We start from the raw sequence: 18,678 nt of genomic DNA on the forward strand, positions 1-18,678 counted from the left end.
TGAATAGTGTATATCAATTTTGTTGTGTAAACGCTTTAACAATAGTAATTTTGACCTATGATTCAGTTTTTAAAAAAGTACAAAGCCTTTATTTTTGGATTTTCTATTATTATACCAATATTCTATTTATTAGACTATTTAGGGTTAATTATTATACCAGATAAAGAAGCATCTGGTATATATATTTTTGCCTTTATTTGGGGATTGGTAATTGCTTTGCCTATACATAATTACAAATATTTAAAAAGAAATAAGAAAACAGCACTTAGTGTACTAGTTTTATTTGTCTTATTTTTTGTAGCATTAGCGATTGATACTTTTATGCAACTACCAGATAACCCAATTACTTTTATTTTATTGATTGGTTTTTGGGTTGGAACCGCTTATTTACTTTCTCCCAAATTTTTTAAAAAATATTGGAAGTTAATCGCTGTTTTTTATGTTCCATTATTCATTTATTTCATCTATTTAAGGCTTTTTTCTGGTGATTTAGAATCCTACTTAGAAATCAAAAAAAAAATTCCTTTTGCCGTTTTCTTTATATCAATACCTATCTTATTCGCCTTATGGCTTTTTGAACAATGGAAATGGTTACAAAACTTAAAAGCCGAAAAATCGAATGCTGAATTGTCTTTGTTAAGAGCGCAAATAAATCCGCATTTTTTCTTCAACACACTCAATAATTTATACGCTTTAACCATTAAAAACTCTAAGCAAGCGCCAGAGGTTATTTTAAAATTATCGGATATGATGCGTTATACTATTTATGAAGGTGAAAAAGAGAAGGTGAAAATTGCCGATGAAATTGAATATTTAAAAAATTATATAGAATTACACAAAATCCGTTATAAAAAAACGGTAGAAATCTCTTTTAAGCATACAATAGATACCAACTTAACAATTTCACCTTTACTCTACATCAATCTTTTAGAAAACGCTTTTAAACATGGTGTAGAAAGTCTTGCCGAAAACGCATTTATTCATATCAATTTATATGAAGATAAACATGCTATTTATTTTGAATTAGAGAACAATTTTGAAGCGAAAGAACAAACCGAATCTAGTGGCATTGGGTTAAAAAATCTTAAGAAAAGACTATCTTTAGTCTATAAAAACAATCATGAGTTACACGTAAATACTCAAAACAACATTTATAAAACTACTTTAAAAATTGCGAAACATGCTTAAATATATCATCATAGACGACGAACCTTTAGCACACGAAATTATTGAAGAGTTTTGTAGCATGTTACCACATGTTCAACTAGAAAAAAACTGTTACAACGCAATGGAAGCTATGCAGTTTTTAAATGAAAACACAATTGATTTTATGTTTTTAGATATTAATATGCCAAAATTAAAAGGTTTAGATTTTTTAAAAACATTAACCAATCCGCCAAAAGCCATTATTACCACAGCCTATAAAGAACACGCTTTAGAAGGGTTTGAATTAAATGTTGTTGATTATATTTTAAAACCATTTAGTTTTGATCGTTTAGTAAAAGCAGTAAATAAAGTTTCAGAAAAAGAACCTTCAAAAACTATTGTTAAAGAAGTTTCGAATTCAGAAGAAACCGCAACTAGATTCTTTGTAAAAGGTGATAAAAAACACCATCAAATAGATTTAACCGACTTGCTATACATTGAAGCTTACGGAAATTATACAAAACTATTTTTACAAGATGAAATGATTGTAAGTCATGAAAAAATATCGCATTACGAAACTATTTTAACCGATGGTAACTTTTTACGAGTACATAAATCTTTTATTGTAGCTATTTATAAAATTAAGTTTATCGAAGGCAACCGTATTTTAATAAACGAACATAAGATCCCAATTGGACAAACGTATAAAAGTCGTGTAAGTGAGCTTTTAAATCAATAATATTATTTTATCCTTTACTTTATAGATTTTTTTATAGATTTATAGCAAACACACTTATATGCATAAATCTATACAAGTTACACGTCTTTTCGATTTTCCTTATTATCAACTAAATAAATATCCACAAGAAAAATGTTTAGTTTCAAAAGAAAAGAATACTTGGATTAGTATCTCAACAAAAAAATATATCAACAAGGCTAATATTGTAAGTAGAGCCTTATTAAATTTAGGTATCAAACCTGGAGATAAAATTGCCGTTATTACCAATACCAACCAACCAAAATGGCATATCTTAGATATTGGTGTATTGCAAATAGGTGCTATTAACGTTCCTTTATATCCTACTTTTTCTCAAAAAGATTATGCTTATGTTTTAAATCATTCAGATAGTATTTATTGCTTTGTTTCTGATAACGATTTGTATAAAAAAGTAGCAGCTGTTAAAGATAAAACACAACTAAAAAAAGTATTTACTTTTGAAGATATTGATACCGATTACAGCTGGAGTTCTTTTTTATCCTTAGGAAACGATGAAGCAACACAATCTCTTGTTGATAAAAATAAAGCATTAGTACACGCTACTGATTTAGCAACCATAATTTACACATCTGGTACTACCGGAACTCCAAAAGGAGTAATGCTCTCACATCAAAATATTGTGAGTAATATTTTCGCTGTAGGCAACTCTTTAAATTTACATAGTAATAAAAAAAGAGCAATTAGTTACTTACCTGTTTCGCATATTTTTGAAAGAGCTGCCTCATATTATTGCCAATACATGGGATTTGAGATTTATTTTGCTGAAAGCATTGATAAAATAAGTGATAATCTTAAAGAAGTATCACCAAACTTTATGGCTGTAGTGCCTCGATTATTAGAAAAGGTATTTGATAAAATTGTAGATAAAGGAAGTGATTTATCTGGCATCAAAAAAAGACTATTCTTTTGGGCGATAGAACTTGCCGAACAATACAAGCCCTATAAAGAAAACGGAATTTGGTATGAGTTTAAATTAAAAATTGCCAGAAAACTCATTTTTTCTAAATGGAAAAAAGCCTTAGGAGGACAATTAGATTTTATGCTTGCCGGAAGCGCTCCAATGCAACCTAGGTTAATTAAAATTTTTACTGCTGCCGGAATTCCTGTTTTCGAAGGCTACGGAATGACAGAAACATCGCCAGCTATTTCGGTAACCGATATGCGAAACAAAGGCTTTAAAATAGGCACTGTTGGTAAAGTTATTAAAGATATAATTGTAAAAATTGCCAACGATGGAGAAATTTTAGTGAAAGGACCAAACATAATGATGGGCTACTATAAAAACATAGAAAAAACGACAGAAACTATTCAAAACGGATACTTACATACAGGCGATATTGGTGAATTAGATGATGATGGTTTTTTAAAAATCACTGATAGAAAAAAAGAAATATTTAAAACATCAGGTGGTAAATACATCGCTCCTGCTGTTTTAGAAAGCGAGCTAAAAAAATCAAGGTTTATAGAGCAAGTAATGGTTATTGGAGAAAGTGAAAAAATGCCTGCTGCAATTCTACAAATCTCTTTCGATTTTGTAAACGAATGGGCTAAAAGACATAACTATACAATAAGTAATTTTTCAACAGATAAAATATTAATAAATAGACTTCAAAAAGAGATAGATTACTATAATAAAAAATTTGGCAAATGGGAACAAATTAAACAATTTGAAATTACGCCAGATCAATGGACAGTAGAAGCTGGACATTTAACACCAACATTAAAAATGAGACGTAAAATTGTCTTAGAAAAATACAATAATCTCTATCAAAAAATATATAATTCACAATAAATCAACCTTTAAGGTTAAACTTGTGCAATCAAGGTATTTTTCCTACTTTGCATGACCCAAAAATATGAACTTTATGCCGATTGAAATTACGCGTCTTTTTGACTTTCCTTACTATCAACAAGAAACCTATAATTTAAAAAAAGCTTTTACAACCAAATACAATGGCAAGTGGGAGTCAATATCTACCCAAGAATATATTGATAAAGCAAACACCATTAGTAGAGGTTTATTACGTTTAGGTGTACAGCCCAACGATAAAATTGCAGTAATTTCAACAAATAATCGTACTGAATGGAATATTTGCGACATCGGTATTTTACAAACAGGTGCACAAAATGTACCTATTTATCCAACAATTTCGAAAGAAGATTACGAATACGTTTTAAATCACTCTGAAGCTACTTATTGTTTTGTTTCTGATAAAACTATTTTAGAAAAACTAAATCAAATAAAAGGAAATACAAAACTTAAAGAGGTTTATACTTTTGAAGACATCGCAAATGAAAAAAATTGGAACGAAATTTTAAATCTTGGTAAAGATACCAGTAATCAAAATGACGTTGAAGAACGAAAAAAAGCTGTTACTTCTGACAGTTTGGCTACTTTAATATACACTTCAGGTACTACAGGTAGGCCAAAAGGCGTTATGCTTTCTCATGGTAATATTGTATCTAATGTATTAGCAAGTGAAAAAAGAGTACCTCTATTATATGGAGAAGAACGTGGATTGAGTTTTTTACCAATCTGCCATATTTTTGAACGCATGATATTATACTTATATCAATACTGTGGAGTTTCTATTTATTTTGCTGAAGCGATAGATAAATTAAGTGAAAATGCACAAGAAGTAAAACCTCATGTAATGACAGCAGTGCCTCGTTTATATGAAAAAATTTACGATAAAATTTACGCAAAAGGAGCTGATTTAACTGGTATTAAAAAAGCACTATTCTTTTGGGCAATTGATTTAGGATTAAAATATGAACCATACAAAGCTAACGGATGGTGGTATGAAAAACAGTTAAGTATTGCCCGTAAATTAATATTTTCTAAATGGCAAGCTGCTTTAGGAGGAGATTTAAAACTAATGGTTTCTGGTTCGGCAGCTTTACAACCTCGCTTAACAAGAATGTTTGCTGCAGCTGGAATGCCTGTTATGGAAGGCTATGGTTTAACTGAAACATCTCCTGTTATTACAGTAAATGATGTAAGAAACAATGGTTTTAAACCTGGTACTGTAGGTAAATTAATACATGGTTTAGACTTAAAATTTGCAGAAACTGGTGAAATTTTAGTAAAAGGACCTAATGTAATGTTAGGGTACTACAAAGATCCAGAAAAAACTGCCGAAGTTTTAAAGGATGGCTATTTTTATACTGGTGATAAAGGAGAATTAGATAAAGATGGTTTTTTAAAAATTACAGGGCGTACTAAAGAAATGTTTAAAACCTCTGGTGGTAAATATGTTATTCCACCATTATTAGAAGGAGAATTAGTGCAATCACGTTTTATTGAACAAATTATGGTTATTGGTGAAGGTGAAAAAATGCCAGCAGCCTTAATTCAGCCAAATTTCAGTTTTGTGAGAGAATGGGCAAAAAGACATAATCTTGATTTTAAAACTAACACTGATTTAATCAATAATCCAAAGGTAATTGAACGTATTCAAGAAGAGGTTACACTTTGTAACTCTAAATTTGGAAAGTGGGAACAAATTAAGCGTTTTGAGCTAACACCTGAAGAATGGTCTATTGATGCAGGACACCTTACTCCAACCATGAAAATGAAACGTAAAATAATTAAAGAAATTTACAAAGATTTATACGATAAAATTTATATAAACTAACTATTTTAAAAGTGTTGTGAAAGCAGCACTTTTTCTTTTTATTATGAATAAATTCATTTCTTTTACCACAGATATAAATAGTTTACCACTACCAAATAAATTTGACTATCCACATAACTATATACCACATCCGTTAGCAAAAACAGCTGCTAACGAATTACAAGCATACTTAAAAAAACAAACAGATTTTATACATAACTTTGGGTTAAATAATCAAAAATATTTAAAGAGTGAACCGCTAGGTAAAATGTTTGGTGTATTAGTTGTTAAGAATAAAAACGGGGAATTAGGCTATTTAGCTGCTTTTTCTGGTAAAATTAATAACTCAACCTTACTTAAAAATTTTGTTCCTCCTGTGTATAATGTTTTATCAGAAAATGGATGTTATTTAAAAACAGAAGAGCAACTAAATCAAATAAATTCCAATTTGTCTGATTTAAAAAATAATACTGTTTTTTTAAAAACAGAAAAAAAGTATTTAAACATTAGGTCCATAAACAATAATTTATTAGAAAACGAAAAAGTTAAAATAAAAAAAAGACGAAAGGCTAGAAAACAACAAAGCGTTCAAAGCAATCAGCAAAATATTAATGAAGAGTTTTATTTACGTGAGTATGAAGTGTACTTAAACACAAAAATACATCCTATAAAAAAAGAATACACCTATTACCAGCAACAAATACAACAGTTACAAGAACAAAGAAAAAAACTTTCGGCAAGGGTACAACAGGAAATATTTAAAAATTATCAGTTTTTAAATAGTAAAAAAGAAGCAAAAAATTTGTTAGCTATTTTTAAAAGCTCAAAACAAAACATACCTGCTGGTGCTGGTGATTGCTGTGCTCCAAAATTATTACAATACGCTTTTTTAAATAACCTTACCCCTATTTGTATGGCTGAGTTTTGGTGGGGAAAATCATTAACTACTTCTATTCGAAAGCATCAAAATTTTTATGCTGCATGTACTGGAAAATGTAAACCTATTTTAAAGCACATGTTACAAGGTTTGTCGGTTGATAAAAACCCTGTATTATTACAACTACAATCTAAAACAGCTATTAAAATTATATTTGAAGATGATTATTTAGCGGTGATTCATAAACCTAATGGGCTATTATCTGTGCCAGGTAAAGAAATTGAAGATTCTGTTTATAGTCGTATCAAAAAAATGTACCCAACTGCAACTGGTCCTTTAATAGTACATCGCTTAGACATGTCTACTTCTGGAATTTTATTAATTGCTAAAAATGCTAGTACTCACAAACATTTACAAGCTCAATTTATCAACAAAACTATTAAAAAACGATATGTAGCTTTATTAGATGGGGTTTTAGATAAAAATAAAGGAGAAATTAATTTACCGCTTCGTGTTGATTTAAATGATAGACCAAAACAACTTGTTTGTTATGAACATGGAAAATTAGCAAGAACTAATTGGAAAATAATTGAAGTTAAAAATAATAAAACTAGAATACATCTTTACCCTATTACAGGACGCACACATCAACTACGTGTTCATGCTGCACATAATTTAGGTTTAAACACTCCTATTTTAGGAGATGATTTATATGGAGTTAAAGCCGACAGGTTGTATTTACATGCTGAAAAAATAACTTTTATTCATCCGAAAACAGCAAAACAACTAAGTTTTATTTCTCCTACTCCTTTTTAATATTAAGCTACATATTTTGTTTTTTTCATAGTGCTTAAAATAATAAAAGCTATTAAAAAGAAAACTGCCAAGCAAAGTACTGACCATTGCATAGAATTTGTAATTGCATACAAAGCACCATACACAGCTGTTCCAAGTACAATTGCTATTTTTTCGGTTACATCATAAAAACTAAAATAAGTAGCATGATCTTCTGTTTCGGGTAATAATTTTGAATATGTAGAGCGGGTTAATGATTGTATAGCTCCTTGTACCAAACCTAACATTGCTCCTAATCCATAAAAATAAGTAGCCACATTTTCTTGCTCTTCATCTAATAAAAAAGCACAAAAACAAACCAACATCCATATACCTATTGTTAATTTTAAAGCTTTAAAATTTCCGTATTTATCAGATAATCTTGAAAATATCAGAGCACCAAAAATAGCTACAATTTGCACTAATAATATGGTTATAATCATATTGGTAGACTCTAAGCCTAACTCTGTAGAACCAAAAATGGCTGCCATTAAAATTATGGTTTGTACTCCAATACTTAAAAAGAAAAATGCTAATAAAAACTTTCTTAAAGTAGGATAATTTAAAACTTCTTTAAATACTATTTTTAGCTCTTTATAGCCTTTCCATATATAATCTTTTTCAGGTTTTTTATTATATATATCACCAGGTAATTTACGAAAAGTTATTTGTGCAAAACCAATCCACCAAACACCTACCATTACAAAAGACAATCGTGAAGCCATGCCTGATGTTATTTCTAATGCATCAGGAAACATAATCATTGCTAAGTTTATTATCAATAAAATAACCGATCCTATGTAACCATAAATAAAACCTTTTGCACTTGCCCTATCTTGTTGTTCTGGCAATGCTACTTCTGGTAAATATGCATTATAAAATACCCAACTTGCCCAAAAACCAATACTAGCTAAAATAGTAAACCATATACCAATCCATACAGTGTCTACTCCATCAAAAAAGTAGAGAGCACTTACTGACAAACCACCCATCCAACAGAAAAATTTCATAAATTTCTTTTTACTTCCTGTGTAATCGGCAATACCAGATAAAATTGGAGAAATAAGTGCCACAACTAAAAAAGAAAATGATAATGCATAGCTGTATAAACTATCAGGATGCTCCCAATCCATTCCTAAAAAACGAACTGTTTGCCCTTTGGTTACTGCGCTATAATATAACGGAAAAACAGCTGTACTAATTACTAATGAATAGACTGAATTTGCCCAATCGTAAAATGCCCAAGCTTTTATTAACTTTTTATCTCCTCTTTTATACATATATCTTAAATAAAAAAACCGTTCAAAAAAATGAACGGTTTGCAATATAATATAAATAATTTACTACTTATTTTTTAAGAGACATTAAATTTCTTTGCTAATTTTTTAGCTTCAGGTAAATATGCTCTAAGCGTTTGGATGCGAGATTCGTTAGAGGGGTGTGTACTCATAAATTCTGGCGATGATTTTCCTCCTTTAGTTCTTTTACTCATTCTTACCCATACTTCGGCAGCTTCTTCACCGTTATAACCAGCCATCAACATAAATACTAAACCTAGCTTATCAGCTTCAGTTTCATGACTTCTACTAAAAGGCAACATTACTCCTACCTGCGTACCCAAACCATAAGCGGTATTAAAAATAGCGGCATTTTTACTGTTTTTTGTACCCAACGCTACAGCAGCTCCTCCTAGTTGTTGTAACTGACCTGTAGACATACGCTCTTGACCATGTTTAGCAAAGGCATGTGCAACTTCATGCCCCATAACGGCTGCAATACCGTCTTCATTAGCACAAATTGGTAAAATACCTGTATAAAAAACTACTTTTCCTCCAGGTAAGCACCAAGCATTAACAGTTTTATCTTCTACTAAATTAAATTCCCATTTATATGAATCTGCCTCCGTTTTCATTCCGTTAGCTCTCATAAACTTATCTACAGCCATAGAAATATTTTTACCAACTTTTTTAATTTGAGCTGACTTACTTGCATCTTTAGATAATTTATTTTCTGCTAAAAAACCTTTGTATTGTGCAAAACTAGCAGGTAATACTTCGGCGTCACTTACAAAATTTAATCTTTTTCTTCCTGTAATTGGTACTGTACTACATTGTATTAAAAATACAGCAACAATTGCTAAAGCTATAATTTTTTTCATCTTTAATGTTTTTATTTATCTTGGTTATTATTTATGACACGTTAAAAAAAAGATAGTCACAAAAGTAATAAACAAATTGTATGTTTAAATTTACAATTTCAATCTTTATCTTAAAAATAAATTTCATGAATTTTAAAAATTCAATACTTTTTCCACCTAGTTTAGTTGTTCCTAAACCTATTATTTTTATTGCAAAATCAATTCAGTATTTCTCAACTTATTTAACCGCTAAATTTGGTATTAAACTTTTTATTACTCCAATAAAGTTTTCAACTCCAAAAAGAGAGCTTGTAATGTTAAAAAGTGCACAGCAAAAAACAATAAATATACCTTCGATTTCTAAAAAAATTCACGTCCTATCTTATGGATATTCTAAAAAGAAAGTTTTACTAGTTCATGGCTGGGCAGGCAGAAGCACGCAATTATTTATGATTGCTGATAAATTATTAGAAAAAGGGTATATGGTAATTTCTTTTGATGGACCAGCGCATGGAAAATCAGAAGGAAAAACAACCATGATGCCTGAATTTTTAGATACCATTACAGAAATAGATAAGCAATTTGGCCCTTTTGAAGCTGCTATTGGACATTCTTTTGGTGGTATGTGTTTGTATAATAGCGTTGCTACTAATTTCAATATTAAAAAATTAATTACTGTTGGTGCTGCTGATAAAATATCAGATGTAATATTAAATTTCACTAATAATTTAAAGGTAAAACCAATTGTTGCTAAAAAAATGAAAATTATTTTTGACAAACAATGGCATATGGATATTGATGCACATTCATCAAGTATTGTAGCTAAAAACATATCAATTCCTACTTTAATCGTTCATGATTCAAATGATGGCGATGTTCCTGTAAGTTGTGCCATAAATATTCGTCAAAGCTTACAAGATGGAAAACTTTTAATCACAAAAGGTTTAGGTCACACTAAAATATTACGTGATAAAAAAGTAACTTCTCAAATTGTAGATTTTATCATTCAATAAACATGAACAAAAACATACTTACTTTTATTTTAACCTTATTTATTTGTTTTACGGCCAATACTCAAAACAAAAAAACATATCGCGTTTTAAAAACAAATACTCAATGGAAAACTCTTTTAACACCCTTGCAATACTATGTTCTTAGAGAAGCTGGTACAGAGCGTCAAAACTCAAGTCCGTTAAACAAAAATTATAAAAAAGGAGTTTATGTATGTGCTGCTTGCAAAACACCTTTATATAAATCGGCTCACAAATACGATTCTGGATCAGGATGGCCCGCTTTTGACCGTGCTATAAAAAAAAATATTGAATTAGATGTAGACTATAAAATTGGATATGCACGTACCGAATTAAAATGCAATACTTGTGGCGGGCACTTAGGGCATGCTTTTAACGATGGTCCTGTAGAAACAACTGGAGAACGCCATTGTATAAACGGTGCTGCTTTACAATTTATTCCTAAAAAATAATCCCTATAAATATTGTATCTTAGAGCTGACTATAATCAGCTCTTTTTTATGGATGAATCTTACTTACCTAGCGTAAAAAAGCAATTTGAATATTATAAGCTTTTAGGCGATAAAACATTTGCGCAATTAACTACCGATCAGTTTTTTTTGTTTTCTAGTAAAAACGAAAATTCCATCGCTACCATAACAAAACATATTGCAGGAAACATGCTTTCTCGTTGGACTCATTTTTTAACTGAAGATGGAGAAAAAGAATGGCGAAATAGAGATGATGAATTTATAAATTCGTTTACCACCAAAGAAGAAGTCATTACCTATTGGGAAATAGGTTGGAAATGTTTATTTGATGCCCTTAATAATATAAACACTCAAAATGCTAATACCATTGTTTATATACGAAATCAAGGACACACTATAACCGAAGCTATAAATAGGCAGTTATGTCATTATTCATATCATATTGGCCAAATAGTATTTTTAGGTAAGTTTTTAACTGCTGATAAATGGCAAACTTTATCCGTAGCCAAAGGAACATCAAAAGAATACAATACTGAAAAATTTAGTAAAGAAAAAACACGTAAACATTTTACAGAAGATTTATAATGGAAAAAGAAGCAGTCGTTAATTTACTAGAAGAAAAGCATCAACAATTATTTAGTTGGCTAAAAAATCAACCCGAAGATATTTTTGAAAAAGGCCCTGAACAAAAATGGACTACAGGACAACATATTGATCATCTTGTAAACTCAATAAAACAAGTAAATAAAGCCTTGAGTTATCCTAAGTTTATTTTAAAATACAAATTTGGAGTTGCAAATCGTACAGTGCGTTCATATGATGAAACTGTAAAAAGATATCAAGATAAACTTTCTAAAAATCAAGAACGAGCCAAACAATTCAATATCCATATAAAAACTCCATCAGAAAAAAAGTTTAAACAATTATTATCTACACTTCAGATACAAAACAAAAAATTACAAGATAAAACTCAGCGTTGGAGAGATAAAGATTTAAATACTATAATTCTTCCACATCCATTGATGGGAAAAATGCCTGTGCGTGAAATTATTATGTGGACAGCTTACCACACTCAACATCATGCAGATATATTAAAAGAAAATCATTAAAATATTCATCCTCATAAAAATATAATTATTCTAAAACTGCTTATAAAAAAACTACCTAACTAACAACTAAATTATTATATTTGTGCCTCTAAAAATGAAGCCGATACATGTTTAATAATTTAAGTGAAAAGTTAGATAAAGCGTTACATACGCTTAAAGGACACGGAAAAATTACCGAAGTTAACGTTGCTGAAACGCTAAAAGAAGTTCGTAGAGCTTTATTAGATGCCGATGTTAACTTTAAAATTGCTAAAGATTTTACCAAAAGAGTACAACAAAAAGCTTTAGGACAAGACGTATTAACTACGTTAAACCCTGGGCAATTAATGGTAAAATTAGTTAAAGATGAGTTAACCGAATTAATGGGTGGAGACACTGTTGGTATTAATTTAGGAGGTTCACTTAGCGTAATTTTAATGTCTGGTTTACAAGGATCTGGTAAAACTACTTTTTCTGGTAAATTGGCTAACTTCTTAAAAACAAAAAAATCTAAAGAGGTTTTATTAGTTGGTTGTGATGTATATCGTCCTGCCGCTATTAATCAGTTACAAGTTGTTGGTGAGCAAATTGGTGTAGAAGTATATGCTGAAGTTGGAAACCAAAATCCTGTTGAAATTTCTGAAAACGCAATTAAACATGCGAAGGCAAACGGTAAAAATGTAGTTATTATTGATACCGCAGGTCGTTTAGCTGTTGATGAAGAAATGATGACAGAAATTTCTAACATTCACAAAGCTGTAAAACCACAAGAAACTTTATTTGTTGTAGATTCTATGACAGGGCAAGATGCCGTAAACACAGCAAAAGCCTTTAATGATATTTTAAATTTTGATGGTGTAGTATTAACCAAATTAGATGGTGATACTCGTGGTGGAGCCGCACTAACCATTAAATCGGTAGTAGATAAACCAATTAAATTTATTGGTACTGGTGAAAAAATGGATGCTATTGATGTATTCTATCCAGATCGTATGGCCGATCGTATTTTAGGAATGGGAGACGTTATTTCGTTAGTAGAACGTGCTCAAGAACAATACGACGAAAATGAAGCCAGAAAACTACAAAAGAAAATTGCAAAAGATCAGTTTGGTTTTGATGACTTTTTAAGTCAAATTCAACAAATCAAAAAGATGGGAAGCATGAAAGATTTAGTAGGTATGATTCCTGGTGCTGGTAAAGCTTTAAAAGATGTTGATATTGATGATAATGCCTTTAAAGGTATTGAAGCAATTATACAATCTATGACTCCGCATGAAAGAAGTACCCCATCATCCATAAACGCAAGTCGTAAAAAAAGAATTGCAAAAGGATCTGGTACCTCTGTTCAGGAAATAAATCAACTGATGAAGCAATTTAATCAGATGAGCAAAATGATGAAGATGATGCAAGGTGGTGGTGGAAGAAAAATGATGCAAATGATGAAAGGAATGAGATAATTCATAAAGAGAAGCTGTGGCTTCTCTTTTTTTATATATACAACTGTTAACAACAACCAACACAACAATAAAATGATTTTACTAGACGGTAAAAAAACATCTGCAGATATTAAAGAAGAAATAGCTCTTGAAGTATTAGAGTTAAAAAACAACGACAAAAAAACACCGCATTTAGCAGCAATTATTGTTGGTAATGATGGTGCTAGTTTAACCTACGTTAATGCCAAGGTAAAAGCCTGTGATCGTGTAGGATTTGAATCTTCTTTAATTAGATTACCTGAAGAAACTACTGAAGAAGAATTATTAAATGAAATTGCTATTTTAAATATTGACAATGATATTGATGGCTTTATCGTACAATTACCACTACCCGACCATATTGATGAACAAAAAGTATTAATGGCTGTAAACCCTGATAAAGATGTAGATGGATTTCATCCAACAAATGTTGGTAAAATGGCTTTAAACTTACCTACTTTTATTTCTGCAACTCCATTCGGAATATTAGAATTATTAGATCGTTACAAAGTTGAAACATCAGGAAAACACGTGGTGGTTATTGGTCGTAGCCATATTGTAGGTAGCCCTATGAGTATTTTATTAGGTCAAAAAAGAACTATTGGTAATGCCACTGTTACCTTAACCCATAGTAGAACTAAAAATTTAAAAGAAATTACTTTACAAGCCGATATTATTATTGCTGCCTTAGGAATTCCTGAATTTTTAAAAGCTGATATGGTTAAAGAAGATGTAACCGTAATTGATGTAGGTATTACCCGTGTAGCAGATCCTTCTAAAAAACGTGGATTTCGTTTAGTTGGTGATGTTGCTTTTAACGAAGTTGCTCAAAAATCAGCATTTATAACACCGGTTCCTGGTGGTGTAGGACCAATGACTATAGCTATGTTGCTAAAAAACACACTACTTGCCTGTAAAAGGTCGGCATAAATTAACAAAACCTATTAATTTTGTAGGATTACGATTTTTTACAATTTAAAACAATTAAAAACCTATAAATTAGCAATATAACACACATGTAATATATTTTGGGGGAAATATATTATAAAAAAAGAGAGAATATTTATTCTCTCTTTTTTCATTTAACACAGGATATTTTCTAAAAAGGAAAAACTACTTTTCCTGTTTTATCTACCCATTCGCCAATCCATTTATACCCTTTTTTATTAATGTCATAAAAAGTTATTCGTGAAAAATATTCGGTTCCATTTGGTGTAGCTTGCTTAGCGCTGTAATAATGCACATACCAATTTAAACTATCTTTATTATATTGTCGGGATACTGTCTGATTGACTTCCATCTTCTTTTAAATTTAAATCCTGCACAGCAGTACCATTACTCTTTACTTACATTATAATCAAATTGATAAAATGTTGTTAAAGACAACAAATAAAGCAATAATTAGCAGTAAATTATTTTTCATAAAAAATTGATTTTAATAATTTTAGAGAAACTTACAAAATAACCACAGTTTAATTATCAACTTAAAAATACGTGCTTATTTCTGTTTCAGTTACTATTTCTGTAGGAGCTGTATCTTTTTTAAATAGTCGTGCAGGTAAATTTCCTTTTAATACAATCGACTTATCGTTTACTGCTAGCCAACTTCCTTCACGTAAACCTAAAACTGAAGTCTTGTTAAATACATGGTACTCTTTAATTCTAGTTTCACGAGTCTCTCCCATATGCGTAGATCCTTTGATAGGATCTAAATAATGTGCGTTAATGTTAAAAGGAATAAGTCCCAGCGTTTTAAAACTTGGCGGATACACTATTGGCATATCATTAGTATTCATCATAGTTACACCACAAATATTACTACCTGCACTGGTTCCTAAATATGAAGTACCTTTTTCAATAGTTTCTTTTAAAATATCGATTACGTTATTTTTATATAATTGATTTACCAGCTCAAACGTGTTTCCTCCACCAGTAAAAACTCCATCAGCTTGCTGTAATGCTTCCTTCGGATTTTCAAATTCATGAATTCCTTTTACATCTTTACCAATGGTAGCAAAGGCTTTTTTAGCAATAGCTGTGTATTCGTCATAACTAATTCCGCCTGGTCGTGCGTACGGAATAAATAAAATAGTATTAGCTTCTTTAAAAAAAGTAGCAAGAGTTGGCAATATATATTCTAAATATCCACTTCCGTGAATTGTTGATGTACTGGCTATAATTATTTTTTTCATACATCAAATTAACAAAAATTTACCATCCTTTTAAAACATTTTTAAGACCAATAGGTGGTTTATTTGTAATATGAAGAAGATTTTATTTATAATATTCAACTTGATAACCGTAATAGTTACTGCACAAACTACTCCTAAAATTATCACAGGTACTGTTTATTTAGACAGTGTAGCCATACAAGATGTACATATCATTAACACTAAACTTGATTTAGGTACTATTTCAAACAAGGATGGTTTTTTTGAAATTTTAGCTACCAAAGGAGATGTGTTAATTATTTCTCATTTAAATGTCGAGTATAAAGAACATATTATTACTGCTGATAATTTAAAATCTATACAAATCAATATTTATTTAGATAGTAAAACTTATATGTTAGATGAAGTTGTTCTAAAAAAAAAGAAAGGAATTTTTGAGGTAGATAAAGATATACTTATTTATAAAGGTCCTGTTGTTAATGCACAAACATTAAAACTACCTTATGCAAATACAAAAAAAGCAAACAACGAAAAAACAATCAGCATTAAATCAGGAGTTTCGGTTAATTTAACTGGGTTTTTAAACACTTTAAACGGAAAAACTAAACAAAAAAAATTATTAAAAAAATTACAAACTGAGGATAAGAATATTGCCAAAATAAGAAAACACTTTACTGATGGCTTTTTTATAAATCAATTAAAAATAACAAAAGAAAACATTAATCCGTTTTTAGAATTTTGCATTACAAAAGGTATTATTAATTTATATAAAAAAGATAAATTTTTAGAGCTTACCACGGTTTTATTAGATAACAGTAAAAACGCTTCATCTCTTTTAAATAAAGAAAACACACGTCTTACTCAAAAATAAGCATATGAAAAAACTACTACTTTTAATTTTTATATGCATTTCTTTAAAAACCTTTTCACAAAAAAAAAGAAAATTTTTATATGCTACTTTAAAAGACAAATTAGGCGCTGTATATAATGCACATATAATAAACCTTAATACAGAACAAGGAACTTTTACAAATCAAGAAGGAAAGTTCAGGATTTTAGCAAAAACAACCGATTGTTTACAGATATCGTTTGTAGGTTATAAAACTACAGTTTTTAAGGTAACAACAAAACATTTCGGATTGTTTGAAAATACCATTCATTTAAATAAAGAAGTTATTGAGTTAAATGAAATAATTTTAAAAAAACACAATTTAATAGGAGCTTTAACTATTGACGCAAAAAAAACACCTAAAAATATTGGAAAAGATAGATCAGAAAGTGCTTTAGATTTTTCAATGATAAATTTTGAAGAAAAGGTTATTAGCCAAATTGATGCCATTGATCGCTCTAAAGCTCCAAACATGCAAAAACAAACCGATCCTACTGCTAAATTTGGAGGGATTGGAGTCGGTTATACTGAAGGCATTGATCAATATGGTGCCGCAAAAAGGAGATTAAGAAAAGAAATTAAATTTAAAGAAGCATTTCCTAAAATGTTAATTTCAGAATTTGGTAAAAAATTCTTTTTTGTAGATTTAAAAATCCCAAAAGAAAAATATTATCACTTTTTAGAATATTGCAATCCGTTAGATATAGAAAACCTTTATAAAAAAGGAAACGTATTACTGGTAATAAAAATATTAAAACAAGAAAGCAAAAGTTATTTAAAGATTATAAATTTACCCGAATGATAAAACAATTACTCTTTTTTATTTTTTTATTTTCATTTTTAACGATGTTTGCTCAAAAACATCGAAAATTTTTATATGCTGATGTTAAAGATAAAATTGGAGCGGTTTACAATGCGCACGTAATAAATTTATCTACAAAACAAGGTACTTTCACCAATGAAAGTGGTGAATTTAGAATTTTAGCTAAAAAAAATGATGCTATACAAATATCATTTGTGGGCTATAAAACAACAATTTTTAAAGTAACCGAAAATCATTTTAGCATACACAAAAATACTTTTAACTTATTAAAAATAGCTTATGAGTTAGATGAAGTGAACTTAAAAAAAAATAATTTATTAGGCTACTTAACTTCTGATAGTAAAAACATTAAAACCGAAAAAGAAATTAATGCAAAAACATTAAAACTACCATTTGCCGGTTCAAAAATAATGACTCCTGCCGAAAGAAAATTACATACCGCCATGGGAGGTAGTCATCCAATAGGATTAACCTCAGTTTCTGTAGACTATATATTAAATAGTATTTCGGGAAGAATAACAAAACTTCGAAAATTGAAAACAATTGAAAGTTTAGAAATAAAAGTAACTAAAATAAAAAACACCTACTCGAAACATATAGTAAAAGAGTACAACATCAAAAAATCTGACGTTTATAAGTTCATTTATTTTTGTACCAATGACAAAAAATTTAATCAAATTTATAACTCAAGTGAAATAAACATGATTCTTTTCTTGAAAAATAAATCTGAAGCATTTAAAAAATTATATTCAAGCGATTATAATTAGTATTTTGGCGCAATAATTGGTTATTTAAAAATTATGAAAAAATTAATTCTACTTTTATTTATACTTCCACTCTTTTCATTTAGTGTTCATAAATATTACATTTCATTAACTGAAATAGCATACAAAAAAACAACACAATCTGTACAAATGATTATGAATGTTTTTATGGATGATATTGAAAAGGCTATAAATGAAGATTATAATGTTAACCTACAACTAACTACAAAAAATGAGTTAAAAAAAGTAGATGAACTCTTTATAACTTATTTAAAAAAACATTTTAAAGTTAGCATCAATAATAAAAAAGTAGAATATCGTTTTATAGGAAAAGAATACGATGGAGATATAGTATATTTTTATTTAGAAATAGAAAACGTTGCTAGTTTAAATACTCTTGAAATAAAAAATGATGTTTTAATAAACCATTTTCCAGAACAACAAAACTTAATTAAGGCTTCAATAAAAAAAACTCGTAAAAGCCTATTTTTAGATAAAAAAAATGATAAAGGTTTGTTAAAATTTTAACATTTATTAACAAAAGCAACATCTTATCCTTACATTTAAAACCTATTTAA

At 29.4% G+C, this 18,678-nt stretch carries 19 protein-coding genes; 15 read left to right on the top strand and 4 right to left on the bottom strand.

The window, feature by feature from the left end:
- The first annotated feature begins 57 nt into the window (after positions 1–57).
- From Q4586_RS06035 to Q4586_RS06055, 5 genes are all read left to right on the top strand, one after another.
- The gene (locus Q4586_RS06035) at positions 58–1,188 is read left to right on the top strand and encodes a sensor histidine kinase (protein WP_303527325.1); all 1,131 of its coding nucleotides are present in this window, start codon (positions 58–60) and stop codon (positions 1,186–1,188) included.
- Positions 1,181–1,885: a LytR/AlgR family response regulator transcription factor gene (locus Q4586_RS06040; RefSeq protein ID WP_303527328.1), complete on the top strand. Its 705-nt coding sequence runs from the start codon at positions 1,181–1,183 to the stop codon at positions 1,883–1,885. The genes Q4586_RS06035 and Q4586_RS06040 overlap by 8 nt, the downstream gene beginning before the upstream one ends.
- A 58-nt stretch (positions 1,886–1,943) precedes the next feature.
- A complete protein-coding gene (locus Q4586_RS06045; protein WP_068705576.1) occupies positions 1,944–3,716 on the top strand; it encodes an AMP-dependent synthetase/ligase in 1,773 nt (590 codons plus the stop codon).
- Between the two features lie 73 nt (positions 3,717–3,789).
- Positions 3,790–5,562, top strand: coding sequence for an AMP-dependent synthetase/ligase (locus Q4586_RS06050; RefSeq protein ID WP_068705574.1), 1,773 nt, complete (start codon positions 3,790–3,792; stop codon positions 5,560–5,562).
- 43 nt (positions 5,563–5,605) lie between these two features.
- Positions 5,606–7,234 (top strand): RluA family pseudouridine synthase, encoded by a 1,629-nt coding sequence (locus Q4586_RS06055; protein ID WP_303527339.1) that lies wholly within the window; start codon positions 5,606–5,608, stop codon positions 7,232–7,234.
- Between the two features lie 2 nt (positions 7,235–7,236).
- Here Q4586_RS06055 and Q4586_RS06060 read toward each other — a convergent pair whose 3' ends face one another.
- Both Q4586_RS06060 and Q4586_RS06065 read right to left on the bottom strand, forming a co-directional pair.
- Positions 7,237–8,532, bottom strand: coding sequence for an MFS transporter (locus Q4586_RS06060; RefSeq protein ID WP_303527342.1), 1,296 nt, complete (start codon positions 8,530–8,532; stop codon positions 7,237–7,239).
- 74 nt (positions 8,533–8,606) lie between these two features.
- Positions 8,607–9,410, bottom strand: coding sequence for a M48 family metallopeptidase (locus Q4586_RS06065; RefSeq protein ID WP_271405185.1), 804 nt, complete (start codon positions 9,408–9,410; stop codon positions 8,607–8,609).
- Positions 9,411–9,535: 125 nt separating this feature from the next.
- Here Q4586_RS06065 and Q4586_RS06070 point away from each other — a divergent pair, with 125 nt between their 5' ends.
- The 6 genes from Q4586_RS06070 to folD all read left to right on the top strand — a co-directional run bounded on the left by Q4586_RS06070 (position 9,536) and on the right by folD (position 14,383).
- A complete protein-coding gene (locus Q4586_RS06070) occupies positions 9,536–10,402 on the top strand; it encodes an alpha/beta hydrolase (RefSeq protein ID WP_303527349.1) in 867 nt (288 codons plus the stop codon).
- A gap of 2 nt (positions 10,403–10,404) precedes the next feature.
- Positions 10,405–10,872, top strand: coding sequence for a peptide-methionine (R)-S-oxide reductase MsrB (gene msrB, locus Q4586_RS06075; RefSeq protein WP_068705566.1), 468 nt, complete (start codon positions 10,405–10,407; stop codon positions 10,870–10,872).
- A gap of 48 nt (positions 10,873–10,920) precedes the next feature.
- A complete protein-coding gene (locus Q4586_RS06080; RefSeq protein WP_068705565.1) occupies positions 10,921–11,475 on the top strand; it encodes a DUF1572 family protein in 555 nt (184 codons plus the stop codon).
- On the top strand, positions 11,475–11,999 hold the full coding sequence (locus Q4586_RS06085; protein WP_068705564.1) for a DinB family protein: 525 nt from the start codon (positions 11,475–11,477) through the stop codon (positions 11,997–11,999). The genes Q4586_RS06080 and Q4586_RS06085 overlap by 1 nt, the downstream gene beginning before the upstream one ends.
- Positions 12,000–12,106: 107 nt before the next feature.
- On the top strand, positions 12,107–13,435 hold the full coding sequence (ffh, locus tag Q4586_RS06090) for a signal recognition particle protein (RefSeq protein WP_068705563.1): 1,329 nt from the start codon (positions 12,107–12,109) through the stop codon (positions 13,433–13,435).
- Between the two features lie 72 nt (positions 13,436–13,507).
- A complete protein-coding gene (gene folD, locus Q4586_RS06095) occupies positions 13,508–14,383 on the top strand; it encodes a bifunctional methylenetetrahydrofolate dehydrogenase/methenyltetrahydrofolate cyclohydrolase FolD (protein ID WP_068705561.1) in 876 nt (291 codons plus the stop codon).
- A 169-nt stretch (positions 14,384–14,552) separates the two neighbouring features.
- Here folD and Q4586_RS06100 read toward each other — a convergent pair whose 3' ends face one another.
- Together Q4586_RS06100 and pepE are read right to left on the bottom strand one after the other, a co-directional pair.
- The gene (locus Q4586_RS06100) at positions 14,553–14,753 is read right to left on the bottom strand and encodes a hypothetical protein (RefSeq protein ID WP_303527356.1); all 201 of its coding nucleotides are present in this window, start codon (positions 14,751–14,753) and stop codon (positions 14,553–14,555) included.
- Positions 14,754–14,937: 184 nt separating this feature from the next.
- Positions 14,938–15,645 (bottom strand): dipeptidase PepE, encoded by a 708-nt coding sequence (pepE, locus tag Q4586_RS06105; protein ID WP_303527358.1) that lies wholly within the window; start codon positions 15,643–15,645, stop codon positions 14,938–14,940.
- Between the two features lie 70 nt (positions 15,646–15,715).
- On the opposite strand from pepE, the gene Q4586_RS06110 reads away from it, so the two are divergent.
- Genes Q4586_RS06110 through Q4586_RS06125 form a run of 4 tightly spaced genes read left to right on the top strand, consistent with a single transcriptional unit; the run spans position 15,716 to position 18,628 of the window.
- A complete protein-coding gene (locus Q4586_RS06110; RefSeq protein WP_303527360.1) occupies positions 15,716–16,495 on the top strand; it encodes a carboxypeptidase-like regulatory domain-containing protein in 780 nt (259 codons plus the stop codon).
- Positions 16,496–16,499: 4 nt separating this feature from the next.
- Positions 16,500–17,315, top strand: a complete 816-nt coding sequence (locus tag Q4586_RS06115; RefSeq protein WP_303527362.1) for a carboxypeptidase-like regulatory domain-containing protein — start codon at positions 16,500–16,502, stop codon at positions 17,313–17,315.
- Positions 17,312–18,103: a carboxypeptidase-like regulatory domain-containing protein gene (locus Q4586_RS06120; protein WP_303527364.1), complete on the top strand. Its 792-nt coding sequence runs from the start codon at positions 17,312–17,314 to the stop codon at positions 18,101–18,103. Before Q4586_RS06115 ends, Q4586_RS06120 begins: the two co-directional genes overlap by 4 nt.
- A 33-nt stretch (positions 18,104–18,136) precedes the next feature.
- Complete coding sequence (locus Q4586_RS06125; protein WP_303527366.1) at positions 18,137–18,628, top strand: DUF6702 family protein; 492 nt, start codon at positions 18,137–18,139, stop codon at positions 18,626–18,628.
- Positions 18,629–18,678: the final 50 nt, after the last annotated feature.

Source organism: Tenacibaculum soleae (assembly GCF_030549005.1).
Classification (GTDB): domain Bacteria; phylum Bacteroidota; class Bacteroidia; order Flavobacteriales; family Flavobacteriaceae; genus Polaribacter; species Polaribacter soleae.